The 24,597-nt window shown below is 35.0% G+C and carries 24 protein-coding genes; 21 read left to right on the top strand and 3 right to left on the bottom strand.

Annotation, left to right across the window (positions count from 1 at the left end; translation table 11 throughout):
* Window positions 1–12 precede the first annotated feature (12 nt).
* The 7 genes from Q0K80_RS02980 to Q0K80_RS02950 all read left to right on the top strand — a co-directional run bounded on the left by Q0K80_RS02980 (window position 13) and on the right by Q0K80_RS02950 (window position 7,064).
* Entirely contained in the window at window positions 13–363 is a 351-nt protein-coding gene (locus Q0K80_RS02980; RefSeq protein WP_294602910.1) for a YlbF family regulator, read from the top strand.
* A 9-nt stretch (window positions 364–372) separates the two neighbouring features.
* Window positions 373–1,584, top strand: a complete 1,212-nt coding sequence (locus Q0K80_RS02975; protein WP_294602907.1) for a DNA repair exonuclease — start codon at window positions 373–375, stop codon at window positions 1,582–1,584.
* The gene (locus tag Q0K80_RS02970) at window positions 1,571–4,072 is read left to right on the top strand and encodes an AAA family ATPase (protein ID WP_294602905.1); all 2,502 of its coding nucleotides are present in this window, start codon (window positions 1,571–1,573) and stop codon (window positions 4,070–4,072) included. The genes Q0K80_RS02975 and Q0K80_RS02970 overlap by 14 nt, the downstream gene beginning before the upstream one ends.
* A complete protein-coding gene (locus Q0K80_RS02965; RefSeq protein ID WP_294602903.1) occupies window positions 4,065–5,042 on the top strand; it encodes an HD domain-containing protein in 978 nt (325 codons plus the stop codon). The genes Q0K80_RS02970 and Q0K80_RS02965 overlap by 8 nt, the downstream gene beginning before the upstream one ends.
* A gap of 283 nt (window positions 5,043–5,325) precedes the next feature.
* On the top strand, window positions 5,326–5,832 hold the full coding sequence (locus tag Q0K80_RS02960; protein ID WP_294602900.1) for an ABC transporter transmembrane domain-containing protein: 507 nt from the start codon (window positions 5,326–5,328) through the stop codon (window positions 5,830–5,832).
* Window positions 5,825–6,130, top strand: coding sequence for an ABC transporter transmembrane domain-containing protein (locus Q0K80_RS02955; protein WP_294602897.1), 306 nt, complete (start codon window positions 5,825–5,827; stop codon window positions 6,128–6,130). The genes Q0K80_RS02960 and Q0K80_RS02955 overlap by 8 nt, the downstream gene beginning before the upstream one ends.
* Window positions 6,120–7,064, top strand: coding sequence for an ABC transporter ATP-binding protein (locus Q0K80_RS02950; RefSeq protein ID WP_294602895.1), 945 nt, complete (start codon window positions 6,120–6,122; stop codon window positions 7,062–7,064). The genes Q0K80_RS02955 and Q0K80_RS02950 overlap by 11 nt, the downstream gene beginning before the upstream one ends.
* Before the next feature lie 205 nt (window positions 7,065–7,269).
* Here Q0K80_RS02950 and Q0K80_RS02945 read toward each other — a convergent pair whose 3' ends face one another.
* The 3 genes from Q0K80_RS02945 to Q0K80_RS02935 all read right to left on the bottom strand — a co-directional run bounded on the left by Q0K80_RS02945 (window position 7,270) and on the right by Q0K80_RS02935 (window position 9,067).
* Entirely contained in the window at window positions 7,270–8,169 is a 900-nt protein-coding gene (locus Q0K80_RS02945) for a peptidylprolyl isomerase PrsA (protein WP_294602893.1), read from the bottom strand.
* A 115-nt stretch (window positions 8,170–8,284) separates the two neighbouring features.
* The gene (locus Q0K80_RS02940) at window positions 8,285–8,626 is read right to left on the bottom strand and encodes a hypothetical protein (protein WP_294602890.1); all 342 of its coding nucleotides are present in this window, start codon (window positions 8,624–8,626) and stop codon (window positions 8,285–8,287) included.
* Window positions 8,627–8,635: 9 nt separating this feature from the next.
* Complete coding sequence (locus Q0K80_RS02935) at window positions 8,636–9,067, bottom strand: HIT domain-containing protein (RefSeq protein WP_294602888.1); 432 nt, start codon at window positions 9,065–9,067, stop codon at window positions 8,636–8,638.
* A 90-nt stretch (window positions 9,068–9,157) separates the two neighbouring features.
* Here Q0K80_RS02935 and Q0K80_RS02930 point away from each other — a divergent pair, with 90 nt between their 5' ends.
* The 14 genes from Q0K80_RS02930 to Q0K80_RS02865 all read left to right on the top strand — a co-directional run bounded on the left by Q0K80_RS02930 (window position 9,158) and on the right by Q0K80_RS02865 (window position 24,432).
* Window positions 9,158–9,898 (top strand): ABC transporter ATP-binding protein, encoded by a 741-nt coding sequence (locus tag Q0K80_RS02930; RefSeq protein ID WP_294602885.1) that lies wholly within the window; start codon window positions 9,158–9,160, stop codon window positions 9,896–9,898.
* Complete coding sequence (locus Q0K80_RS02925; protein WP_294602882.1) at window positions 9,891–11,090, top strand: ABC transporter permease; 1,200 nt, start codon at window positions 9,891–9,893, stop codon at window positions 11,088–11,090. Before Q0K80_RS02930 ends, Q0K80_RS02925 begins: the two co-directional genes overlap by 8 nt.
* Before the next feature lie 4 nt (window positions 11,091–11,094).
* On the top strand, window positions 11,095–11,754 hold the full coding sequence (gene trmB, locus Q0K80_RS02920; RefSeq protein ID WP_294602880.1) for a tRNA (guanosine(46)-N7)-methyltransferase TrmB: 660 nt from the start codon (window positions 11,095–11,097) through the stop codon (window positions 11,752–11,754).
* A gap of 31 nt (window positions 11,755–11,785) precedes the next feature.
* Complete coding sequence (locus Q0K80_RS02915; protein WP_294602878.1) at window positions 11,786–12,106, top strand: thioredoxin family protein; 321 nt, start codon at window positions 11,786–11,788, stop codon at window positions 12,104–12,106.
* 21 nt (window positions 12,107–12,127) lie between these two features.
* Entirely contained in the window at window positions 12,128–12,775 is a 648-nt protein-coding gene (gene ytpR / locus Q0K80_RS02910; protein WP_294602875.1) for a YtpR family tRNA-binding protein, read from the top strand.
* Window positions 12,776–12,917: 142 nt separating this feature from the next.
* Window positions 12,918–14,231 carry a UDP-N-acetylmuramate--L-alanine ligase gene (murC, locus tag Q0K80_RS02905; protein ID WP_294602873.1) on the top strand — a complete coding sequence of 438 codons (1,314 nt, stop codon included), beginning with the start codon at window positions 12,918–12,920 and terminating at the stop codon, window positions 14,229–14,231.
* Window positions 14,232–14,394: 163 nt separating this feature from the next.
* Entirely contained in the window at window positions 14,395–17,070 is a 2,676-nt protein-coding gene (gene polA, locus Q0K80_RS02900) for a DNA polymerase I (protein ID WP_294602871.1), read from the top strand.
* A gap of 12 nt (window positions 17,071–17,082) precedes the next feature.
* The gene (gene mutM, locus Q0K80_RS02895) at window positions 17,083–17,913 is read left to right on the top strand and encodes a DNA-formamidopyrimidine glycosylase (protein ID WP_294602867.1); all 831 of its coding nucleotides are present in this window, start codon (window positions 17,083–17,085) and stop codon (window positions 17,911–17,913) included.
* The gene (gene coaE / locus Q0K80_RS02890) at window positions 17,910–18,512 is read left to right on the top strand and encodes a dephospho-CoA kinase (RefSeq protein ID WP_294602865.1); all 603 of its coding nucleotides are present in this window, start codon (window positions 17,910–17,912) and stop codon (window positions 18,510–18,512) included. Before mutM ends, coaE begins: the two co-directional genes overlap by 4 nt.
* A 1-nt stretch (window position 18,513) precedes the next feature.
* Window positions 18,514–18,981, top strand: a complete 468-nt coding sequence (gene nrdR, locus Q0K80_RS02885; protein ID WP_046325124.1) for a transcriptional regulator NrdR — start codon at window positions 18,514–18,516, stop codon at window positions 18,979–18,981.
* Between the two features lie 2 nt (window positions 18,982–18,983).
* Window positions 18,984–20,342, top strand: a complete 1,359-nt coding sequence (locus tag Q0K80_RS02880; RefSeq protein ID WP_294602860.1) for a DnaD domain protein — start codon at window positions 18,984–18,986, stop codon at window positions 20,340–20,342.
* 8 nt (window positions 20,343–20,350) lie between these two features.
* On the top strand, window positions 20,351–21,250 hold the full coding sequence (gene dnaI / locus Q0K80_RS02875) for a primosomal protein DnaI (protein WP_294602857.1): 900 nt from the start codon (window positions 20,351–20,353) through the stop codon (window positions 21,248–21,250).
* A gap of 313 nt (window positions 21,251–21,563) precedes the next feature.
* Window positions 21,564–23,498, top strand: coding sequence for a threonine--tRNA ligase (gene thrS, locus Q0K80_RS02870; protein ID WP_294602856.1), 1,935 nt, complete (start codon window positions 21,564–21,566; stop codon window positions 23,496–23,498).
* Window positions 23,499–23,694: 196 nt separating this feature from the next.
* Window positions 23,695–24,432, top strand: coding sequence for an amino acid ABC transporter ATP-binding protein (locus Q0K80_RS02865; RefSeq protein WP_294602853.1), 738 nt, complete (start codon window positions 23,695–23,697; stop codon window positions 24,430–24,432).
* The last annotated feature ends 165 nt before the right edge of the window (window positions 24,433–24,597 follow it).

The raw sequence follows: 24,597 nt of genomic DNA, 5'->3' as shown, positions 1-24,597 counted from the left end.
GGAGGAAAAAATATGATAAATATTTACGATTCAGCAAACCAGGTAGCGACAGATTTGCAAAAGCTTGATGAATTTAAGGCTTTAGAAAATGCCGTCAATGCAGTAAAAAACAATGAAGAAAGTGCAGCTTTGTTCAAGCAGATGGATGAGATGCAAACTAAAATCATCAATTCTCAAACTGAAGGAAGGGACTTTCCTAAGGATTTAGAGGAAGATTATAAAAAGTTGAATGAAAAAGTGCAAAAGAATGATCAAATATTGCAACTATTGCAAGCTGAGCAGGCTGTCTCTAAAACAATTGAAGATGTTCAAAAGGCAATTACCAAACCCGTTAGTGACCTTTATGACGGTCTTAGAAATTAAAAAATAACGATGAAATTTATCCATTTTTCTGACGCACATTTAGATAGTCCATTTTTGGGGCTATCTTTTTTACCATCTAAGAGTTTTAACCAAATTCAAAAAGCTCCGATGCAGTCTTTAACTAATATTGTTGATTTAGCTATCAAAGAAAATGTTGATTTAGTATTAATTGCAGGTGACACTTTCGATAGTTTCAAACCTAATCCCAGTGCCCAGATTTTTTTCGCACGTGAAATTGAGCGCTTAATCACAGCTAAGATTCAAGTAGTTATGATCTTGGGCAATCACGATCATATGGCAAAAGAAGACCTTTTGGTACCCGAAAACCCGTATTTTAAATTGTTAGGTGAGGGCGAAAAAGTTGAAACTGCTTCTTACACTACTAAAAGTGGTTTTGAATATGACGTGACTGGTTTTTCATATTTGGCTAATCATATTACTGATGATCTTGCCGCCCAATTTCCTCCTAAAAGTAAACATTACACTTTTGGTATTATGCATGCTCAGGAAAGGGCAGGTTTGAGCTCTCAAAATGTATATGCCCCTTTTAGTTTAAGTGAATTACAAAATCTTAATTACGATTATTTTGCTCTCGGTCATATCCATTTAAGGCAGGTATTGTCAGAAACACCACTAATTGTTTATCCTGGCAATATTCAAGGTCGTCACATTAACGAAACTGGTCCAAAAGGCTGTTATTTAGGCACTATTGATGAGCAAACAAAGCAAACCAAAATTCATTTTGTTCAGACTAATCTTATTTCATGGAATAAAAGACAGCTTGAATTAACTAAGCCAATAGCGAAAACCGAGCTGGAAAAGATGATTATTAATTGTTTGAAAGCGGCTGCCACTACCTATTTTTGCTTACAAATAAAGGGCGCAAATTTTTTACATGAAAAAGAAGCAGAATTAATTCAAGACAGTGATTTTTGGCAAATGATTTCAGAAAAACTTGCTCATGGTTCTCAGTTGGTAGATGTGCGTTTTATTAATGGAAGCAAATTAGCAGTTGCTGTTAACGATCAAAAATATTTTAAACAGGCTGAAGAAGAGATTTTTACCACGGATCAATTTGCTCAAATTAGTAAAGACTGGTCCTTAAAAACTGAGTTTACTAATAATTTAGTTCAAGACCCAGATTTTATTCAGGAGGTTAAACAACTGGCAGAAGTAAAACTGAACAGTAAATTGAAAGGAGTCAATGATGAAATTAATTAAACTTAAGATAATTAATTTTGGTCAATTTTCAAATTTCACTTTTGATTTACTTAATCCTGACATTAACGTCTTTTATGGTGCAAATGAAGCAGGGAAAAGCACAATCGTTGCTTTTATTAAGCAAATTTTATTTGGCTTTCATCTTGGTTCACACAATTCGCCCTTTTTTGAAAACTACACTCCTTTGGCACAAGTTAGTCCAATGGGAGGCTATTTGCTTTTTGAGAATGAAAAAGGACAGCGCTATGAGCTGGAACGGCTTTACGCACATGGCAAGGGCTCTAAATTGGGCACACTAACAGTTAAATGTGACAATCAAGTAGTGCCCGAAAATGTTTTTTTTGACCAAATAAAAAATATTGACGGTAACTTTTATGCCGACAGTTTTATCTTTAATCAGGATATGTTGACCAAAGTTGACCAGATTAAGCAAAAGGACTTATTAGAACGCATATATTACTTGGGCGCAGCCGACAGTGATAAATTGATAACTGTGCGCGATGATTTTGCCAAAAACGCTGACAGTTTATTTAAAAAGAAAGGTAGGAAACTTCCGGTTAATCAGCTTTTGCTGCAGATTCAAGAACAGCAAAGTAAAGTCAGTGATTCTGAAAATGAGTTTTCTGTGTATAAAGAGCTGAGCAGAGACTTAAAAAAGCAAAAAGAGCTGCAGCACAATGAAGAAGAAAAAAGACTAGAACTGCAAAGAAAATATGACAGCTTGGAGAAGATTGAAAAGCTTGTCCCCAGTTACGAAAAATTGCAGGATTTACAAAATCAGATCAAAACTATTCATTTTGATCCGGAACAATATCAATCTGCACAAAATTTAGCACTTCAAGCAGAAACTTTGCGTAAAAAACAGCAAAAAATCTCAGAAAAGCTAAATGAATATTCTCAAGTTAAAGATGAGGATATTAGTGAAACAAAGCTGCTGCAAAAGAAGCCAGAAATTTTACAATGTCAAGCGGAATATCACAGCTGCTTACAAAAAGAGAAGCAAATTAAAAACGAACAACAGCAACTTATAACTCTTGATCCTAACCTTGGCAAAATTGCTGCATTGAGTGAAGAACAAATAATAAAACTGCAGGAAGATTTTCGAAAACTACCGCCAAAAGAAACAGTTATTAACCAGGATAAAAGCACTAAGCCAAAACAATTTCTTTTGCTAGGTGGAACCATTTTCATTTTAGGGCTAATTTTACTATTCATTGCGCGTGCCTTCGGTTTGCTTGCTACAGGTGTTGGTATAGCTCTTGCAGTGTTTGGTTATTACCAGCAAACGCAAATGCAAAAATCTGCTAAAGTACAAGCTGAAAGAAACAGAAGAGTTAAAGAGCAACGGTTTTTATTTGAGAAACAATATGGCATTAATCCCAGCAATTTAGATCTCAATAATTTAATTAATGAATGGAGACAGTTTCAGGTTCTGTCCCAAAACTTAAAGAGAAATCAGTTGCGTAAAAAGGAGTTATTTGATTTACTCACACCGTTTGCTGTCGAGTTAAGTCAAGAACTGAAACAAGCAATAGATGCAAATTTTTCGGATGTATTGCGTGCTTTAGACCAACTTACTGAAAAAATAGACACGGATCGTAAACGCAGAGAAAAGCAAACTAGTTTAAAAAACAATTTAACTGAAAATGATGAAGAGCTCCAAGAAGTTAATGTTAAGTTGAAAATGATTTTGGCTAGAGCTCAAGTCAACAACTTAAATGAATATAGAGAAATTCAAAAACAAAAGCTGAAACAGGATAATACTAAAAACCAGATTAGTGCTCTCAAATCCAGTTTGCAAAGCGATCTCACCCAATTGCAAGAATTTGTACAAGATAAAAATAGTGGACACAAGAAATTACAGGATTTAGCGACTCAAATTTCCTTATTTAATGAAAATATTAATCATTTACAAAGTAAAACGGCTGAAATTAAAGTTAAGATGGAAAATTTGGCCAATTCAACAGCAGTATTCGAAGAAAGACAAAAATTAGCAAACTTAAAAACTAAACTTAGAAATTTAAGTGCTGAATATTTGGCTAATTTATTTACTGCTAAGTGGATTAGTCGCGCACTTGACCTTGCATCTAATGAACGGTTTCCTAAAATGCTAATTACTGCAAAAGAATATTTGCGACTATTAACAAATAATCGGTATAATAATATTGAAATAGGTAAAAAAATAACGGTTACTCGTTTTGATGGTAAAAAATTAGCGGTGGAATATCTTTCTCGGGGTACCTCTGAGCAACTTTATTTTGCTTTGAAGCTGGCTTTTGTTGAACAAATAAAGGATCAAATTAATTTACCAATTTTGATTGATGATTCTTTTGTTAACTTTGATGATCAAAGGATCAATGAAATTGAAAAGTTGCTTCAGACTATTGCACAAAGCAATCAGGTATTAATTTTTACTGCCCAAAGAAGCCTTGTTGCTAAACTGCAATTACAACCGCTAACTTTTAAGAAAGGAACCGAACATGTATAAACGTTTGCTGGATTATAATGATGGCGAAGAACTAGAGCTGGTCGTGTTGATTAAAAATTCGCAGCTAAGACACACCAAAAAGGGTAAGCTTTATTTGGCAATGTCATTTGGTGATTCATCTGGTGAAATTCGTGGTAATTTTTGGGATGCCAATGACCAGGATGCCTCTACATTTAATTCAGGAACAATTGTTGAACTTAACGGTAAACGGGAAGAATATCAGGGCCAGCCACAAATAAAAATTTATAGTTTACGTGTTGTTGGGCCTGAAGAAGGTTATGATCTCAGGCAGTTTATTAAATCAGCACCTGAAAAAGTTGCTGATATGAAGGAAGAAATCAATCAGTATGTTTTTGAAATTTTAAATCCAACTTGGAACCGAATAGTACGTTTTTTATTAAAAAAATGGGATAAACGCTTCTTTGAGTTTCCAGCTGGAAAAAGTAACCACCATGCCGTACGAGGAGGTCTAGCATACCATACATTGTCAATGTTGCGCGATGCCAAAGGATTGGCAAATAATTATGCGCAAGTTAATCGCTCGTTATTATATGCTGGCTGTATTTTACATGATATGGGTAAAGTATTGGAATTAACTGGTCCGGCTGCAACTCAATATACTAATGAGGGTAACTTGATTGGTCACTTGGTTTTAATTGACGAGCAAATTATGTTAGCGGCGCAACAATTAAATATTGATCTTGAATCAGAAGATCTACTCTTATTGCGTCACATGGTTTTGTCTCATCATGGTAAATTTGAGTATGGTTCCCCCAAACTGCCGGCGCTCCTGGAAGCAGAATTGTTACATCGCATTGATGATTTAGATGCGTCTATTTATGCTATTACTAATGCATTACAACATACACGACCGGGGAACTTTACCGAAAACATTATGAGTCAGGGTGGTCGAAAATTTTATCGACCTAAAAATGATGAATCCTTAGCTAAATCACATAAATTAGAATAGTTACTCAGAGAATATGAGAAGCAAATAACTTAAAAATTGCAAATGCATAGCTAGAAAGCAGCTAAAAGTATGACATTACTTTTAGCTGCTTTTCTAATTTACTTTAATTTGAAAGAGGATGCTCTTGATTACACCGTTAGCTGTCCAAAAATAAAAAGCAATGCAATTATTGATATTCAAACTATTCTTTTATGATTTTAAAAAATATAACTTTATTTTAAAATATATATTTCGATTATAAAATGTTTAGCGTATAGTAAAAGACATAGATATATTTAAATTATTGATTACTTTTATTAATAATTTTAAAAATAGGAAGGATGTATATATTAATGAAAAATACCAAGAATACGATAAGCTGAATTATTATCTGACGTTAATTTTTTCCGGCTTAGTTTATCCACTGATAAATTTATTACTTGCCCTTGTCTTAAAAAAGTTAATTGATTCAGGAATTGCTAGGAATGTTAGTGCTTTAAAGCAAACGATATTTGTTTGTTTATTGGTATGTATTTTGTTGGCCTGTGCTGTTTTTGTTAGTGAACAGACTAAAAACAAATTTAGCAACAATTTTAGTAAGAAATATAGAAAACAAATTTTTAATAAAATTATTACAAGTGATTTAAATGAATTTAACAATAGCAGTATTGGCGCTTTTTTAGCAACTATGACAAATACCATTTCAACTATTGAAAAAAAATACATTAAAAGCTACTTTAATGTAATATCTGATTTATCTCTATTAATATTTTCAATTAATATTTTCAATTTTTGGAATGTTTATGATTAATTGGAAACTATCAATAGCTGTACTAATAGTCAGTTTTGCACCTATTATATTTATGAGTTTATTAGGTGGTAAAATGCAAGAAAAGCAAAATGCAGCTTTGGTACAACAGAACGCTTATGTTTCTAAAGTAAAAGATGCGCTTTCCGGTTTTCTAGTTATTAAGAGTTTTAATATTGAAAGGCAGATAAGTAAAGAATTTGAAAATAATAATAATAGACGCGCAGACAGCGATTTCAGATTTTTCAGGTTATTTGGTTTTTCTAGTAGCTTATGGACTCGGTCTGTTTATGATTTTTAATGGCAGTACGAGTATTGGGGCGGTCACAGCAATTGTCCAATTAGTTAATTTTATCGTGCTGCCGCTGAGTAAATTGGGCATTGAGATGAATAACAAAAAAGCTGGCGAGGCTGCTATTAGATCATTAAATCAATTATTGGCCAAAATACATAAACCAAAAGATACCAGCAATTATCATATTCTGAAAAAATTTGAGAAAGATATTAAGTTTACTAACGTCAATTTTTCGTACCCGCAGCAAGGTAAATTAGGAAAGAGAGTACTTACAAATATTAATTTACGAATAGAAAAAGGAAAAAAGTATGCTCTTGTGGGCATGTCAGGAAGTGGTAAAACCACATTACTAAGGTTATTAATGAGATATTACCAGTTAGGAAGAAATAGTAGTATTAGTATTGATGATGTAAATATCAATACTATTGAATTATCATCACTCTACCAACTGATAAATATTGTGCAGCAGGAAGTCTACATTTTTAACAATTCTCTTGGATATAACATAACTTTGGGCAAATCCTTTACCAAGCAAGAACTAAACTATGCTATTAATAGATCTGGCTTAAGAAGATTGGTTGAAAGCAATGCTAAAGGAATTGAAATGGATGTTGGTGAAAACGGTAAAGAGATATCTGGTGGACAGAAGCAAAGAATTTTAATAGCACGAGCATTAATTAGAAAAACGCCAATTTTATTGCTTGATGAGGCAACATCATCTTTAGACCAAAAAAATACTATTGCAATTGAAAATACCATTTTAGGAATAGAAGATCTAACAGCTATTGTAGTTACCCATAAATTAAATCCTAACTTATTAAAAAAATATGATGCCGTGATTTTCATGAAAGATGGATCTGTCACTGAACAAGGTTCTTATGAAAGATTGATTGAGCAAAAAGGTGATTTATATAACTTATGTAGTTTAACTGCTAATTAACTCGACAAATTATGTCAAGTTATCTGGTCAATCAGAAAGTTGCTGTAAGAGCAAAGGTTATCTGTAAATTTAATTAAAAGTATGTTGAGACATTACAATCAAAAAATTTAATGCAAAAATCCCGCTAATAGCTATTTGTAAAAATAACTGATAACGGGATTTTTATATTTTTATTATTAAACTGGTCTTAACTGCTATAGTTCAATTACTTTTTGTTATTAGAATTAGAAACGTAGGCAGCTAAAACATCTTTAAGATCATTATCCTTTATGTTGACTCCAGCCTTTTTAATAACCTTGGCAAGGACGTCATGCATGGTTTGTTGATTTTGCGACATTGATTGATAAATTTGGTCATCAATTTCTTTTTTATGTGAAGCAAAAGAACCTTTGGCAGGGTGTTTAATCATTCTAATTACGTGGTAACCTGATTGAGATTTGACTGGGCTCTTTGTAGTTTCACCGGTCTTTAACTTAAATGCTGCATTTTTAAAAGCTGGATCTAGACTAGTATCAGTAGAATCAAATGCTGGCAGTTTACCTTCATTGTTTTTTGTTCCAGTATCTAGAGAATACTTTTTAACTAAGCTCTTGAAACTTTTACCATTTTTTAGTTCTTTAGTGATTTCTTCGGCTTTGGATTTCTTTGAAACCAAAATGTGTTGTACTGTAACTTTAGGCTGATATGCTTTCCAAGCTTTTTCTTCTTGACTCTTCGAAATCTTTTTAATATCTTTCAAAGCGGCTTCGGACAGCAAGTTTGTTTTCAGGTTTTGCTTGAAACTTGCAGCAGTCATACCATTTTGTTGTAAAACAGCATCAAACTGACTGCCATACTGTTTCTTGTAGTTGTTATATTGTTTGTCAACCTGCTTTTTGGAAACCTTGTTGCCATATTGTTGTTCTAGAACACGATTAATAATCATGTTTGCCAAAGCGGTTTTACCAGCTTGAGATTTTTTCATATCATCATAATATTCTTGCTGGGTAATCTTTCCGCCTTTATAAGAAGCAACGGTTTTGCCACCATTAGAACAAGCAGCTGTTGATAATGCTATACCGGCTACGGCAATCACAGCTGCAGCTTTTTTAATATATTTTTTCATAAAATAAATTCTCCACATCCTTAATAAATTAAGTCACCGACAACTAATATAACATAAACTGGCAAAACTAGTTTTTATTTTTATTTTTTTTAAAACAAAAAAGAGAGTTTCTTTACTATTTTTTAGAACTATTAGTTTCATTTGTGCTATTGAAATTAATTGTTGCAGTTTTGGCTTTCAATTTGCCTATAATCCGATTAATACTGATTTGATAATATTCAATTTCGTTTTGTAACTCCGAAGCAGCTTTCTTTGCTAGCGGCAAAGATTTTTTTAATTCTTGCTGAGCAGCCTTAAATTTATTATTTGCTACAGAAATGTCACTAATATCTTCTTTTACTGATTTTATTTGCTTTTGCACAGGAGGAAACAGGCGATCGCCATTTTTATCTTTGAACAGTGAAAGGACCACGCCAAAACCCGCTCCTACAGCCAGTCCTAAACTAAAACGTTTCATCTCGTCACCTTAAAATTGTGCTCTAATAGCAGCAGCAACCTTTTCATAATCTTCTTCAGTGTATTTTTCTGCGTTGTTTCGTGTAGCAATCTTTAAGCCATCACCTTCAAACCGCGGAATGAAATGGATGTGCGAGTGCATAACTACTTGACTTGCACTGGCACCATTATTGCTGCTAATATTCATACCGGTGATTCTGGGATCAAATTTTTTAATTGCGTTAGCAATGGTAGGAATATATTGTAAATAGCGTTGAGCATCTGCTTGGGTATAATCAAAAAAGTTTGTGATGTGTTTTTTAGGTACCATTAAAGTATGACCGGGATTAACTTGAGATAAATCTAAGAAAGCTTTTACATCGTCATTTTCAAAAACAGTGTAGCTGCTTGCTTCACCCTTGATAATTTTACAAAATAAACAATCTTTATCTAAATCTTCCATTTTAAAACCTCTACATTTCAAAATTTAGTTTCTTTTAATATCATGCTATCATAATAAATGAGTAAATTCATTAAAAGAAAGATAGGAATTATGACTTTAAAAATTGAGCATTTGACAGGTGGCTATACTGGTGTGCCGGTCATTAAAGATATTAATTTGGAAATTAAACCAGGAGAGGTTCTTGGAGTGATTGGCCTAAATGGCGCTGGTAAATCTACTACTATTAAACACATTCTAGGATTACTAAGACCGCAAAAAGGGAAAATTACGCTAAATGGCATTGATTTAGCGGCTCAACCTACTAAATTTAAAAGACAGGTCGCATACATTCCTGAAACGCCAGTTTTATATTCAGAATTGACTTTAAAAGAGCATCTTGACCTGACAATTCTTAGTTACCAGTTAGATGAAAAACAGGCTTGGGCAAAGGCCCGTGAGTTGCTACAATTGTTTAGGCTGGATGACAAGTTAGATTGGTTGCCGATTCATTTTTCTAAGGGTATGAAGCAAAAAGTGATGATTGTTTCCGCGTTTTTAGCAAATACTGACTTACTGGTAATCGATGAGCCGTTCACAGGACTTGATCCGTTGGCAGTGGCTAATTTAGTGCAATTGATTAAAGATGCTGCTGGTCAGGGCAAAATGGTGTTAATGTCAACTCACATTTTAGGTGACGGTGTGCAGGCAGTTTCTCGTTATGCGGTCTTAAACAATGGCAAAATTAAGGCTGCCGGCACTTTGGCTGAAATTCGCATATATTATGGTCTGAAGGAAACGGATTCATTTGACCAAATTTACCAAATTTTAAGTCAGGAGCAACAAAATGCGTAATTTGGCTAAAAAGAGGCTACAGGAAAACTTGCGTCAGTCTTTGAAATATCTAGTATTGGTTTTTAATGACTTCTTTATCTTAGCTCTGATTTTTCTTTTTGGAGCACTCATGTTCTGGTATGCACAGGCAATGAAGACCATGCCTGAAAATCTATGGTATTACCGTCCCCTAGTTGGTGTTTTGCTGTGGCTGCCACTTTTAATAGGCAAACTGGTAACACTGCTAAAACCAGCTGATTTACAATTTTTACTGCCTGAGGATGAAAATTTATCATCATATTTGCAACCAATGTTAAATTACAGCCTGATCGTACCTACAATTTGCTTAGCTTTGATAGCAGGAACTATATTTCCATTTGCTACGATTAAAGCAAGGATTGAACCTTTAGATTATATTTTCGCAGTTTTTGCTGTTTTTCTAGCTAAGATGTTGCAGCTTAAAATTATGGAATATAATTTGTTTTTTAACCGTAAAATTGCCATTTCGATGGTAAATATCCTTTTCCTTTTTTTATTCGCATTGGGAATGTTTAGACCAAAAAGTATGATAATTGTTGCAGGCTTGCTGATAATTATTTTGATTATTTTGATTTTAAAACCGCAACATGTGGCCCTTTTTGACTGGCAATTTGCCATTGAGCAGGAAGAAAAACGTAAAAACGTTGTTTATAATGCTTATAGCATGTTCACCGATGTTAAGGAAAGGCAAACCAATATTAAAAGACGGAAATATTTGGACTTTTTATTGCCCAAAAATTTGACAATGGAAAATCCTAATAAGTTTTTGTATAGGCGCTCAATTCTTCGTAATCCTGAAAACATTAATCTGGTAGTCAGGATGACTGCTTTTGCAATTTTAATCTCTTGGTTAGTGCAGAATTGGCTTTGGGCATTAGGCTTGTCCTGCTTAGTAGTATTCTTAACTATTTACCAGTTAGTCCCAATGGTTGATGAATTTGATAACAATATCATGTATCGTGTTTATCCTATTGAGCGCACTAAACGAGGTTTAGATCTCGTTTCTGCGCTTGCTGGAATAATGCTGGTACAATGGTTCATCATCAGTATTTCATGGCTGATAACATTACCTATCAGTTTACATTTGTTTGAAGCAATGGGGATTTTAGTTGTTTTCAGTTGTGCGGTATTAAGGTTATACTTACCAGCAAAAGTAAAGAAAAGGAAGTTGTAAATAAATGAGACTACGTAACAAACCGTGGGCTGTAAAACTTGTGCAAGAACATCCAGAAAGTATGATAGATCGCCCTGATCCGACTCAAAAGATCGATTGGTCAAAACGGTTTGCTGATATTTCAAAGCCATTGGAAATTGAAGTTGGTCCAGGTAAAGGGAAATTTATCACTACAATGGCTGCTGAACATCCTGAAAAAAATTTTGTTGCGCTTGAACTGCAAATGACAGCAGCTGGCATCATTTTACGTTCAAAACTGGCAAAAAATTTGTCTAATTTACAAATTTTATGCGCAGATGCTGCTAATATTGACTGCTTTTTCGAAAAACATAGTGCAAATACCATTTATCTAAATTTTAGTGATCCGTGGCCTAAAACTAGGCACGAAAAGAGACGATTAACCTATAAAACTTTTTTGCAAAAATACCAGACTGTTTTGCAAGAAAATGGTCAGATACAATTTAAAACAGATAATGCAGGTCTTTTTGCTTATTCTCTTCAGAGTATGAATAATTTTGGCATGCATTTTGATTTTGTTACAGTTGACCTCCATAATGAAAAAGAAGAGATTTTGACTTCAAATATTGAAACCGAGTATGAGCATAAATTTGCCAGCCAAGGCAACCCAATTTATGCCTTGCATGCGGATTTTGGGGTAAAATAGGTAATAATAAGGATTGAGAGGTTTTTTCAAAATGGAACAAATAAAAGAATTAGATCAAGAAAAATTAGATGCTATTACCAAAAATGGTCGTGTGGTTTTAGAATTTTCTGCTGGTTGGTGTCCTGATTGCCGTTTTTTGGATCCGTTTATGCCGGAGATTGAAAAAGATTTTTCTGATAGTAAATTTTATCAAATTGACCGTGACGGTTCTGTAGATGTAGCTAAGGAAATGAATATCATGGGTATTCCTTCTTTTGTGGTCTACCAAGATGGTAAAGAAATTGGTAGACTAGTTAATAAGGACCGTAAAACCAAAGAAGAAGTTGAGAGCTTTTTGCGGTCACTGGACTAAGTGAAAGAGGATAATTGATTAATGATTACTAGTATTAATAAACGTAGCTATCCCAATACCCTAATTGTAATTTTAGGTCAGGATAAGGGCAAGAGCGAATATGAGGAAAAAGACGATGTCACACGAATTACTGATGAAGATGGCAATGTGACTGGATATAATTTCTTCAATGTCGACCAAATTATTGCTTATGACAAATTGCCAGACGGTCAAGTTAAACTGACTAATGACGATTTAGTAGCATTAAATAAAAAGCTGGCAGAAGTCGGTTTTAATGATCAACTTGCTTACGGTAAGCCGACGCTGGTTTATGGCTATGTCAAAAGCTGCGAAAAACATCCTGATTCTGACCACCTTCATGTCACTACTGTTGAGGTTGGCCCTGATGAGGAACATCAAATTGTCTGTGGTGCACCTAATATTGCTCAAGGGCAAAAAGTAGTGGTGGCTTTACCTGGCACTTTAATGCCAAATGGCCAAATGATTTGGCCTGGTCAATTACGTCATGTTGATTCTTATGGGATGATTTGTTCGGCTCGAGAATTAGGTTTGCCGCACGCACCGCAAAAACGGGGAATTTTAGTAGTTCCAGACACTTTTGCTGTGGGAGACGCGTTTGATCCTGACAAATGCGATGCACTTTTGGCAAGTGGACAAATTAAATTATAAGATTAAGGGACTCTATCAAGTTATTGGTAGAGTCTTTTTTCATAGTAATGCAAAAGTGAGCTATGGCTTTTCATTGTTTCTGCACACTTTCTGTTAGAAATGATAAAATAAGAGGCAATGATAAAATTATGGAGTTTGGCAAATGTTAGATAAAAATAAGCAAATTTGGTTTATCGGTATTAAAGGAACTGGAATGGCTTCTTTAGCCTTAGTATTAAATGATTTAGGTTTTCATGTCGCTGGTAGTGACATCAAAAAATATACTTTTACACAAGAACCGCTCGCAAAAGCTGGAATTAAAGTGGCAGAGTTTAGTGCAAACAATATTAAAGATTCTGGTCAGGTGATTGTTAAAGGAAATGCGTTTAAAGATGACAACGTAGAAGTAAAAACTTGTGAAGAAAAGAAGATTGCCTGGCAGAGCTATCCTGATACTGTAGAAGAAATAATCAAGATGCATACCAGTATTGGTGTTTCTGGAACTCATGGCAAAACTTCTACTACTGGTCTTTTAGCTCATGTTTTGGGTGAAGCAGCGCCCACATCATACCTAATAGGCGATGGTGAAGGAAAAGGAGTTAAAGGGTCCCGCTTTTTTGTTTATGAAGCTGATGAGTATCGTCGCCATTTCTTGGCATATCACCCTGATTATCAAATCATGACCAATATTGATTTTGATCATCCGGATTATTTTAAAGATCAAGCAGATTATACTTCAGCCTTTCAAACTGCAGCTAATCAAACCCAAAAGGGACTATTTGTCTGGGGAGGTAATGACAGATTAAGACAACTGCATTCTGTCATTCCTAAATACACTTATGGCTTTGAAGAAAATGATGATTTTCAGGCGGTTGACGTTAACCGCAATACTATAGGCTCAAGTTTTACAGTTTTAAAGCACGGTCAGAAGATAGGTAAGTTCACAATTCATCTTTTTGGCGATCATAATATTTTGAATGCTACTGCCGTGATAGCTGTTGCTTATACTGAAAACATTCCGCTAGCAGACATTCAAAAGGGCTTACTTACTTATCAAGGGGCAAAACGTCGCTTTTCTGAAAAGGACTTTAAGGATATTAATATCATTGATGATTATGCCCACCATCCGACTGAAATGCGTGCGACAATTCAAGCTGCTAGACAAAGGTTTCCCCATAAATGCTTAGTTGTCGTTTTTCAGCCCCATACTTTTTCGAGAACAAAAAAATATGCGCAAGATTTCGTAGAAATATTAAGTTCAGTGGATAAAGCATACATTACTCCTATTTATGCTTCAGCTAGAGAAGCTAGCGGAGACATTTCAAGTAATGATTTGGTAGCTAAAATTCCTGGTTCTGAAGTAATTGACCTTGATAATATTTCAGACTTAACCCAGAACAAAGACAGTGTCATTGTTTTTATGGGCGCAGGCGATATCCAGAAATACGAAGATGCTTTAGAAAGATTACTAAAATAAATTAAGTTATTAAGATCGAGTTTCAAGACTTGATCTTTTTGCTTTTTATAACAGATTTTACATGTAATAAGGTACAGAGAAATCGGTATCGTACAAGATGAATGGAAAAACTGTTAAAATGGTAGTTAAATAAAGAAACTTGGTTTAAATTTAAGGAGATCAAATGGCTGATAAAAAATTACTTTTAATTGATGGTAATTCAGTTGCCTTTCGTGCTTTCTATGCACTGTACCGCCAACTTGAAAATTTTAGAAATCCTGAAGGATTACACACTAACGCCATTTATACATTTAAAAATATGCTTGATGTCGTGCTGAATGACGTTGAACCTGACCATGTTTTAGTTGCTTTTGATGCAGGTAAAACAACTTTTAGGAATAGTATGTATGAAGACTACAAAGGTGGTAGACAGAAAACCCCGTCAGAATTATCTGAGCAATTACCCTACATTCAGGAACTTTTGCATGATTTGGGTCTTTCTACGTATGAGCTTGATAACTATGAAGCTGATGATATTATTGGTACATTTGTAACTATTGGAGAAAAAGAGGGCTTTAAAATCACAGTTGTTACGGGCGACAAGGACTTGACGCAACTGGCATCTCCTCAAACTACTGTTATGGTTACTAAATCCGGTGTTTTAAACTTGGAAGCTTATACTCCCGAACACATGAAAGAAGTTAATGGTGTCACTCCAACTGAATTCATTGATATGAAAGCATTAATGGGTGATAATTCGGATAATTATCATGGTGTTACCAAAATAGGGCCCAAAAAAGCTTCACAACTTATTCAGGAATATGGCTCAGTAGAAAATCTATATGATCATATAGATGATATGAAGCCTTCTAAAATGAAAGAAAACCTGATTAATGATAAAGATAAGGCTCTACTAGGTAAAAAGCTGGCAACAATTGATCGTAATGCCCCGTTAACTGTTGGTATTGATGATGTCAAAAGGCGTGAAGTCGATTATCAAAAATTGCGCAGATTCTATGAAAAGATGAATTTTCGTAAGTTCTTGAGTGAACTGGATCCAGGAAGTGCTTCACAATCAAAAGAACAACCCGCAAAAAATAATAAAACAGTTCATTTTACAGAGCTTAAGGGAAATGACATTAACAACTTTGCAGTTAAAGATGGTCAAACTATTACTTTTTACTTAGGAATGCTGGGTGCCAACTATCATTTAGCAGATTTTGTTGGTTTTGCCTTAAAAATTGATCAGAAAATATTTGTTAGTCGCAACGTGGAGTTATTAAAAGAAGATAAACTTAAGAATTTACTTGAAAATAAGCAAATTGCAAAAAATGTGTTTGACTTAAAACGAACTACAGTTGGTTTAAACCGATTGGGTATTCATGCTCGCGGAATTGATTATGACATGTTACTTGCTTCATATTTGATCAATAATGAAAACAATTCTGACGATATGGGCGAAATTTGTCGCATGTACGGTGATGATTCGGTTAAAAGCGATTACGACGTTTACGGCAAAGGTAAAAGCGTCCATATTCCAGAGGACGATCAGGTGTTGTTTAACCATTTGGCTGGTAAAATAGAGGCAATCGAGAACTTAAAAGATACTCTGCTGGCTAAACTAAAAGAACACGAGCAGGACGACCTTTTTGCCAACATTGAAATACCGGTTGCGCGGGTTTTGTCTGTCATGGAGATAAATGGTATCAAGGTTCAAGCTGATACTTTAACGCAGCTCCAGGATGAATTTGCGGTTGACCTCAAGAAAATGGAAAAGCAAATTTATGATGAGGCCGGTGAAGAATTTAATATTAATTCACCTAAACAATTAGGTCATATTTTGTTTGAAAAAATGGGCTTAAAGCCAGTTAAAAAGACTAAAACTGGTTATTCGACTTCTGTTGATGTTTTGAATCAGTTGAGGGATGAAAGCCCAATTATTGATCAAATTTTGACTTACCGGCAAATTGCCAAAATACAGTCAACTTATGTTAATGGCCTATTGGATGTTATCCAAAAAGACGGTCGGGTTCATACAAGGTACTTGCAAACATTGACTGCTACTGGTCGCTTGTCCTCAGTTGATCCTAACTTACAAAATATTCCTACCAGAACGGAGGAGGGAAAGCAAATTAGAAAAGCGTTTGTTCCAAGTGAACCAGACGGCTACATTTTTTCCTGTGATTATTCTCAAATCGAATTACGAGTATTGGCACAAGTTTCCGGTGATGAACAAATGCAGGAAGCTTTCAGAACGGGTTATGACATCCACGCTCATACGGCTATGAAAATTTTTCATCTGAAATCAACTGCTGACGTTACACCGTTAATGCGTCGCAGAGCAAAAGCCGTCAACTTCGGTATTGTTTATGGCATTTCTGATTATGGCTTATCTAAAAATCTTAATATCAGTCGAAAACAAGCCAAGGAATTTATTGATAATTATTTTGAACAATATCCGCAAATTAAGGATTATATGGATAATGCAGTTCAAGTTGCTAGAGAAAAAGGTTATGCCGAAACAATAATGCACAGAAGGCGTTATCTGCCAGATATTCACGCCAAAAATTATAATGTGCGCTCATTTGCGGAAAGAACTGCGATTAACTCACCAATTCAAGGTTCAGCTGCAGATATAATCAAGATTGCAATGATTAACATGCAGAAAAAATTGGATGAGATGCATCTTAAAACTAAGATGGTGGTTCAGGTTCATGATGAGTTGATTTTTGACGTGCCAAAAGATGAATTAGAAACAATTAAAAAGATTGTGCCAGAAGTAATGCAATCTGCTGTGAGACTCGATATACCTCTTGTAGCTGATTCCGGCTATGGTCACAATTGGTTTGATGCTAAGTAAGGAGTAATTTTAATGCCCGAAATGCCAGAAGTTGAAACTGTCAGACGGACGCTACTTCCCCTGATTAAGGGAAAAACGATTAAAGAAGTAACTGTTTGGTATCCTAAAATAATAACTGGCGATGCCCATGAATTTGCCAGTCAATTAGCTGGTAAAAGAATAGAAACAATTGATCGTTATGCTAAATATTTGCTTATTCGTCTCAGTGGTCATTTAACTGTGGTATCGCATTTACGCATGGAAGGTAAATATCGTTTAGTCAAAGTAAATACCAAAAAAGATAAACACGATCATGTGCAAATTGTTTTTAACGATAATTCTGCTTTGCGTTACAATGATGTGCGTAAATTCGGACGCATGCAGTTGATTAAAACCGGCACAGAGAAAGAAAATACTGGTATTGGCAAATTGGGTGCTGAACCTAATTCAAAGGTGTTTACAGTTTCATACTTGCAAAATGGCTTAGCTCGTAAAAAGAAAAATATCAAAAATACATTGCTTGATCAATCAGTAGTGGCCGGCCTTGGTAACATTTACGTGGATGAAGTTTTGTGGGAAACAAAAATTCACCCATTAAGTATGGCTAATAGTATTCCAGCAAAAAAAGTTGCAGAACTGCACGATAATATTAATTCGTTGATAGAATTAGCTATAGCAGAAAGGGGTACTACTGTTCATACCTATCTCGATGCTAACGGCAAGACTGGTGGTTTTCAAAAAATGTTGCAAGTATATGGTCACAAGGGCGAACCTTGTGAGCGTTGTGGAACTCCTCTTGAAAAAATTAAAGTAAACGGCCGTGGAACTACTTTTTGTCCTAAATGTCAGGTGATCTATAAATGACAACTATTTTGGGCTTAACTGGTGGAATAGCCAGTGGCAAAAGCACAGCAGATATCTTTTTTAGGGAAAAACACATACCGGTTATAGACTGTGACCAAATAGCTCATGATATATTAAATGTTGGCAATAAAGGTTATGAATTAGTTAGAAAACAGTTTGGCCCTCAAATAATCACTGAAGATCAATCAATCAACCGGGCAGTTTTAGGACAAATAGTTTTCAATGACGAAAAGCAACTTGACATTCTTAATAAAATTACCCATCCGTTGATTTTTAAAGAAATACAAGCTAAAATTGCGCTAAACAAGGTTGCTAAAAAACCTTTAATTATTGTAGATGCACCAGTTTTGTTTGAAGCAAATGGTCAAAAATATTGTGATTGCACTTTATTAATTGCAATACCTGAATCTTTGCAGTTAAAGCGGCTGATGTTAAGGGATCACTTAAGTAAAGATGCTGCTTTGAAACGCATCCGCAGTCAGATGCCCTTGTCTCAGAAAGAAAAACTAGCTGACTTTGTAATTAAAAATGTTGGTACAAAGCAAGCTCTGAAATATCAACTTGAGCAGTTGCTTCTTAAAATAAAAGAGGAGTATTAATATGGAATGTCCAAATTGTCACAAAAATGCATCAAAAGTAATAGATTCTCGTCCCAGTGATGAAAATCGTGCAATCAGACGGCGGCGTGAATGTGAAAACTGTGGTTTTCGTTTTACTACGTTTGAAAGAGTTGAGACTACACCACTACTGGTAATCAAAAATGATGGCACTCGTGAACCTTTTAACCGTAAAAAAATTTTACACGGCGTAATGGCTGCGGGACAAAAGCGTCCAATATCTAGTTCTCAATTTGAAGAATTAGTTGATCATGTAGAAAACAAAGTTCGTCAGCAAGGAGTTAGTGAAATTTCTTCCAAAAAGATTGGTCAATTAGTAATGGATGAACTGGCTAAAATTGATGATGTCGCTTACATTCGTTTTGCTTCTATTTATCGTGAATTTAAAGATATGTCCAGTTTCATGAAAACCATGGAAGACATGATTGCAAAAAGAGAGAAAGGTAATTAATTATGTTTGAGACAAATGATCCCAAACAACCATTTTTCATTGCTAACAGGGTAGATATTTTTCCTAATGATTTAAGAGTTTTAATCAAATTATACCAGCCACTCATAGGATCTTTGGCACTGGCAGTTTATTTAAGCTTAAATGAAGACTACAATCCGCAGGCGATGCTCTCTGATGCTAAAGGTATCTATTTCTTGCAGGAACAAGCGGACTGTGATATCAAAAAATTGTTTCCTGCTTTGCATAAACTTGAAGCAGTTGGTCTAATTGAAAGCCATTTGCTTGCTAACCAAATTATGGGTCATGTTTTGTGTTTCGAACTTAAGAATGTTCCTTCCAGCAGTGAATTTTTTACAACCGCACTTTTAGCAAGTTTATTAAAAGAAAAAGTCGGTATTACAGTCTTTAATAAATTGAGCCATGAGTTTGCCAGAGAAACAAAGCAAACTCAAAGCAGCATAAGTGGTATAAAGGAAGCACCTAACGTATCTGCATCCTTTATGGAAGTTTTTCATTTACCTGACCAAGAAGCAATTGATCCTTCAATTGATGTTAAAAAAGCTGCTAAAGAAAACAGATATGCTTCTAAAGATTTTGCCACCGTTAATGATCAAGATCATATTGACTGGGATTTTATGAAACAACAATTTGAAATTTATCAAATTGCGGGCAGTGAAATTGATCAGAATGAAGAAGCTATTCGAGCTGTTATGCGCATGTACGGACTTTCTGAGCAAGAATTTGTTGACGAAGCAATACCTTGTTTACATGGTGATTATCGTTTGAATATGCGTCAAATTAAGCAATCTATCGCTAACAGTATTCATGGCAGTGACACGCGCCGGCATTTGCCAAAAATGGAAGAAATAACAGACAAGGTCGTCAATAATAGTCACTTAAATGAAGAGCAACAACAGTTATTACAGAAAGCTCAATCTGATTCTCCAGCTCAGTTTTTGTATCATTTAAAAACCGAGCGAAATGATTTTGTTGATGCCAGTGAATATCAAGTGCTTGATAATTTATATAACGATAAAGGAATACCGGCAGAATTGCTTAATATTTTGACTTATGCTTGTTTAAAGAGTGGTCCCAATGTCTCTTTTCGCCTAGCAAATAAAATACTTCATGATTGGCTGCAGCACGGGGTTAAAACTGCTAGTCAAGCTTTGGAATACATGGAAAAGAGAAAAAAGGTACAGGAACAAAGAAGCGGTCGTTATCGTTCTTTTGCTCCCAGAAAAACGGTTGAAAAGGGCACGGATTGGAACAAACAAAAGCCAAAAGTAAAATCGGATGTTTCCAGTGCAGAATTAAAAGAATTTTTCAAGAATTTTGAAGATAAAAACGGCATGAAGTAGGTGAAAAAATGCAATCCATCAAAAAAATTATGGTTAAAGGACAAACAGCTAAAGCAGAAGACGAGAGTACTGCTAAAATTAAACAAAAAGTATTGGCTGAGCCCAAAGTGCAACAATTTATCAGCCAGCACCAAGAGCAGCTTAACGACAGTATAATTGATAAAAGCTTACCCAGCCTTTTCGAGTTTTATCTCAGTCAACATAAAAAAGACCCGGTAACTCAAGGATATTATCCTGATTTAATTATGAATAAAAATGCAATTAGTTTAAAGTTCGTTCCTGAGGACAGTAAGCTGATTCATGATAGAGAAATTAGTATTAAGAAACACTTACGCTTAATTAATTTACCTGACGGACTGCATGATATTCGTTTGAGTCAAATTGAACTGACTCCTGAAAGAAAAGAAGTAATGACAGCTATTCAAAAGTTTTTATATCATTATTCTCAGGATATTCATCAAAAGGGGTTATATTTATCAGGTAATTTTGGTATTGGTAAAACCTATATATTGGCGGGATTGGCAAATCAGGTTGCTGCCATGAACAAATATGTTGTTTTTTTACATGTTCCTACTTTTATTGCCAGTTTGGCAAGCCATTTTAATGATAATAGTCTGCAAGATGAAGTTCACACAATCGCAAACTGTGATTTATTAATACTTGATGATATCGGTGCGGAAAACTTGAGTCAGTGGTCACGCGACGAGGTTTTAGCAGTAATTTTACAAGCAAGAATGGATAATATTTTGCCAACCTTCTTTTCGTCCAACTTTGCTATGAATGACTTAGAAGATCATTTCAAAGAGACCAAAAATGCTATTGAACCAGTAAAAGCTGCCAGATTAATGGAAAGAATACATTCTCTAGCCACTGAAATAGTCATCTCTGGTCCTAATCGGCGGCATTAGTGACTAAGAAGTCCAGTTTGAATATTTTTAGTGAAAATATACTTGCATTAAAAAATTATTGGGTTATAATTAACTGCAATGAATGAACATGTTGTGATACGATTCAGAGAGAGAAGCATTATTCTGGAAGCTTCCATTAGTGTTACAACCCACTCATTCGTACCTGAAATTAAAAAGATGGGTTAGATCCATTATAATCTTCAACGAGATAGTCTGGAGTCCAGACTAAATTTTGGGTGGAACCACGTTAATTAACGTCCCAGTGCTTAACTGCACTGGGATTTTTTTATTTATTTGATTTTTGGAGGAAAAAATGAGTTTTGCAATTACTTTGCCAGATGGTTCTAAAAAGGAATATGAAGATGGAGTATCAGTTTCTGATTTAGCACATGATATAGGTACATCCTTAGGTAAAGCTGCTATTGGAGCAAAAGTAAACGGTCGAGTTGTTTCTTTGGACTACAAATTAAATAAAGATGCTGAAGTTGCAATTATTACCGATAAGGATGAAGTAGGCTTAAATATTTTACGGGCTACAGTAGCCTTTGTTTTTGAAGCTGTTGCTAAAAAAGCTTATCCTGAGATTCATTTTGGTGAACATGCAGCTAATGAAGATGGATTTTTTGTTGATACTGACAAAGAAAATCAGATTAAAGTTAATGAACTTCCAGAATTAGAAAAAGCAATTAAAAAAGTTATTAAGGCTGGAAATAAAATTGAATCTTCTTTCATGTCAAAAGCAGAATTATCTGAAATTTTTAAAGATGATCCGTATAAAAGTGAATTGCTAAAAGCAGAAAAAGATAATCAAATTCAAGTATACAAGCTGGGTGGCTTCATTGACTTTGGCTTCGACGCGTTACTGCCTAATACAGGAAAGATTAAGCAATTTAAATTGTTATCGGTTGCTGGCGCTTATTGGAAAGGTCAATCATCTAACCCTATGCTTCAAAGAATTTCCGGTACAGCCTTCTTTAAAAAGGCTGATTTAAATGCGGATATTAAGCGTCGTGAAGAAATTAAAGAACGTGATCACAGAACAATTGGCCGGGATCTTGATTTATTCTTTGTAGATCCCAAAGTCGGAGCTGGATTACCTTATTGGATGCCTAAAGGAGCAACAATTCGCCGGGTAGTTGAACGTTACATTATTGATAAAGAGGTAGCTGACGGTTACCAACACGTTTATACCCCTGTGCTCATGAACGTTGACGCTTATAAAACATCAGGCCACTGGGCACACTATCGTGATGACATGTTTCCACCGATGGATATGGGAGACGGGGAAATGCTTGAGCTGCGTCCTATGAATTGTCCGTCACACATTCAAATTTATAAGCACCATATTCGTTCATACCGCGAGTTGCCAATTCGAATTGCAGAGCTGGGTATGATGCACAGATATGAAAAATCTGGTGCTTTGTCAGGTTTACAACGCGTAAGAGAAATGACTTTAAATGATGGTCATACATTTGTTACCTTAGACCAGGTTCAAAGTGAATTTTCTAAGATTTTAACTTTGATTCTAGATGTATACAAAGACTTTGACATCACCGATTACTACTTCAGACTTTCCTATCGTGACCCGAAGAATACTAAAAAGTATTTTGCCAATGATGAAATGTGGGAAAGAAGCCAATCAATGCTGAAAAAGGCAATGGATTATATGGGCCTTGATTATGTCGAAGCAGAAGGTGAAGCCGCATTCTACGGTCCTAAGCTTGATATTCAGACTAAGACTGCTTTAGGAGCTGATGAAACCATGTCTACTATTCAGTTAGACTTCATGCTTCCTGAACGTTTTAACTTAACTTATGTTGGTCAAGATGGTGAAGAACACCGTCCAGTTATGATCCACCGTGGTATTGTCGGAACTATGGAACGTTTTATCGCTTACTTGATCGAAATATACAAGGGTGCTTTCCCAACCTGGTTAGCTCCAGTTCAAGTTGAAGTAATACCCGTAAACTTGGACGCTCATTCAGATTATGCTAAGAAAGTTCGTAATGAGCTTAATAAGAGAGGCTTTAGAGCTGAAGCTGATTTACGTAACGAAAAATTAGGCTACAAAATTCGTGAATCACAAACACAAAAAGTACCATATACCCTTGTTTTGGGTGACAAGGAGCTCAAGGATAACAGTGTTAACGTTCGTCGCTATGGTACTGAAGACGAAATTGCAAAGAGTTTTGACGAATTTATTCGTGAAATTGAACAAGATGTTAAATCATACTCACGCAATGAATAAAAGAATAAAAGCTAATAAAAACAATTTAATAGATGGCAGAAATAGTTTGATAACTTAAACCATAATATAAAACCGCTAAAATTTGTACGTCGAGTAACAAAATGTAGTGTTGACGGGATGCACTTTTGATTAATTAATCAATTGATAAGAAATAGGTTGGATAGTTAAATTAAAACTGCTAAAAGGAGCATTAATTGTGTCAATGGTAGAATTTCATGACGTGCAGAAATTTTATGGCAAATTTCACGCGTTGCATAATATCAATTTACAAATCGATAAGGGTGAAACTGTTGTTTTGATTGGACCTTCCGGTTCTGGTAAAAGTACGCTTATTAGAACAATAAATCGGTTGGAATCAATTCAAGGTGGCAAGCTGATAGTCAACAATCAGGATTTATCCAATCCCAAGACTGATTCAAACAGATTGCGTCAAGATGTGGGAATGGTTTTTCAGCATTTTAATCTCTATAAAAATAAAAATGTTTTGGAAAACGTCATGCTGGCGCCTAGAATAGTAAGTCATTTACCCGAAGACGAAAATAAAAAGCAAGCAATGCATCTGCTTGATATGGTTGGTATGTCAGATAAGGCTCAAAATATGCCGGCGCAAATATCTGGTGGGCAAAAGCAACGTGTGGCGATCGCTCGGTCTTTAGCAATACATCCCAAATTATTACTTTTTGATGAACCAACATCAGCACTTGACCCAGAAATGATTGATGAGGTGCTACAAGTAATTAAAAAGGTGACATCAGCCAGTGATATGACTTCCTTGATTGTGACACACGAAATGGGTTTTGCTAAAGAAGTAGCTAATCGCGTTATCTTTATGGATCAGGGTCAGATTGTAGAAGATGATGACAGTACTTCCTTTTTTAAGCAGCCTAAAACAGATCGTGCTCAACAGTTCTTAAGCAAAATAATAGCGCATTAAAATGGGGACATTGTCATGAAAAAAATAATTTGCTCAATCTCGCTACTAATCGGAATGTTCCTTTTATCTGGTTGCGGTAATAAAGTCGCAGATCAATCAGCTTTAAAAAATGTGCGTTCAGCCAATACTATTACTTGGGCTGTTGAAGGTGATAAAAAGCTATTT

The organism is uncultured Lactobacillus sp., from assembly GCF_945290125.1.
Taxonomy (GTDB): Bacteria; Bacillota; Bacilli; order Lactobacillales; family Lactobacillaceae; genus Lactobacillus; species Lactobacillus rizhaonensis.
This window is presented reverse-complemented; position numbering and strand designations above follow the sequence as displayed.

What these genes read in the sequence shown, in the direction of transcription:
- Q0K80_RS02940 (WP_294602890.1), bottom strand. Translation starts at nt 8,626, where the DNA reads ATGAAACGTTTTAGTTTAGGACTGGCTGTAGGAGCGGGTTTTGGCGTG.
- thrS (WP_294602856.1), top strand. Translation starts at nt 21,564, where the DNA reads ATGAGTTTTGCAATTACTTTGCCAGATGGTTCTAAAAAGGAATATGAA.
- Q0K80_RS02935 (WP_294602888.1), bottom strand. Translation starts at nt 9,067, where the DNA reads ATGGAAGATTTAGATAAAGATTGTTTATTTTGTAAAATTATCAAGGGT.
- coaE (WP_294602865.1), top strand. Translation starts at nt 17,910, where the DNA reads ATGACAACTATTTTGGGCTTAACTGGTGGAATAGCCAGTGGCAAAAGC.
- Q0K80_RS02925 (WP_294602882.1), top strand. Translation starts at nt 9,891, where the DNA reads ATGCGTAATTTGGCTAAAAAGAGGCTACAGGAAAACTTGCGTCAGTCT.
- ytpR (WP_294602875.1), top strand. Translation starts at nt 12,128, where the DNA reads ATGATTACTAGTATTAATAAACGTAGCTATCCCAATACCCTAATTGTA.
- Q0K80_RS02950 (WP_294602895.1), top strand. Translation starts at nt 6,120, where the DNA reads ATGATTTTTAATGGCAGTACGAGTATTGGGGCGGTCACAGCAATTGTC.
- Q0K80_RS02970 (WP_294602905.1), top strand. Translation starts at nt 1,571, where the DNA reads ATGAAATTAATTAAACTTAAGATAATTAATTTTGGTCAATTTTCAAAT.
- nrdR (WP_046325124.1), top strand. Translation starts at nt 18,514, where the DNA reads ATGGAATGTCCAAATTGTCACAAAAATGCATCAAAAGTAATAGATTCT.
- Q0K80_RS02975 (WP_294602907.1), top strand. Translation starts at nt 373, where the DNA reads ATGAAATTTATCCATTTTTCTGACGCACATTTAGATAGTCCATTTTTG.
- trmB (WP_294602880.1), top strand. Translation starts at nt 11,095, where the DNA reads ATGAGACTACGTAACAAACCGTGGGCTGTAAAACTTGTGCAAGAACAT.
- Q0K80_RS02965 (WP_294602903.1), top strand. Translation starts at nt 4,065, where the DNA reads ATGTATAAACGTTTGCTGGATTATAATGATGGCGAAGAACTAGAGCTG.
- mutM (WP_294602867.1), top strand. Translation starts at nt 17,083, where the DNA reads ATGCCCGAAATGCCAGAAGTTGAAACTGTCAGACGGACGCTACTTCCC.
- polA (WP_294602871.1), top strand. Translation starts at nt 14,395, where the DNA reads ATGGCTGATAAAAAATTACTTTTAATTGATGGTAATTCAGTTGCCTTT.
- Q0K80_RS02980 (WP_294602910.1), top strand. Translation starts at nt 13, where the DNA reads ATGATAAATATTTACGATTCAGCAAACCAGGTAGCGACAGATTTGCAA.
- Q0K80_RS02945 (WP_294602893.1), bottom strand. Translation starts at nt 8,169, where the DNA reads ATGAAAAAATATATTAAAAAAGCTGCAGCTGTGATTGCCGTAGCCGGT.
- dnaI (WP_294602857.1), top strand. Translation starts at nt 20,351, where the DNA reads ATGCAATCCATCAAAAAAATTATGGTTAAAGGACAAACAGCTAAAGCA.
- Q0K80_RS02955 (WP_294602897.1), top strand. Translation starts at nt 5,825, where the DNA reads ATGATTAATTGGAAACTATCAATAGCTGTACTAATAGTCAGTTTTGCA.
- Q0K80_RS02880 (WP_294602860.1), top strand. Translation starts at nt 18,984, where the DNA reads ATGTTTGAGACAAATGATCCCAAACAACCATTTTTCATTGCTAACAGG.
- Q0K80_RS02930 (WP_294602885.1), top strand. Translation starts at nt 9,158, where the DNA reads ATGACTTTAAAAATTGAGCATTTGACAGGTGGCTATACTGGTGTGCCG.
- Q0K80_RS02915 (WP_294602878.1), top strand. Translation starts at nt 11,786, where the DNA reads ATGGAACAAATAAAAGAATTAGATCAAGAAAAATTAGATGCTATTACC.
- murC (WP_294602873.1), top strand. Translation starts at nt 12,918, where the DNA reads ATGTTAGATAAAAATAAGCAAATTTGGTTTATCGGTATTAAAGGAACT.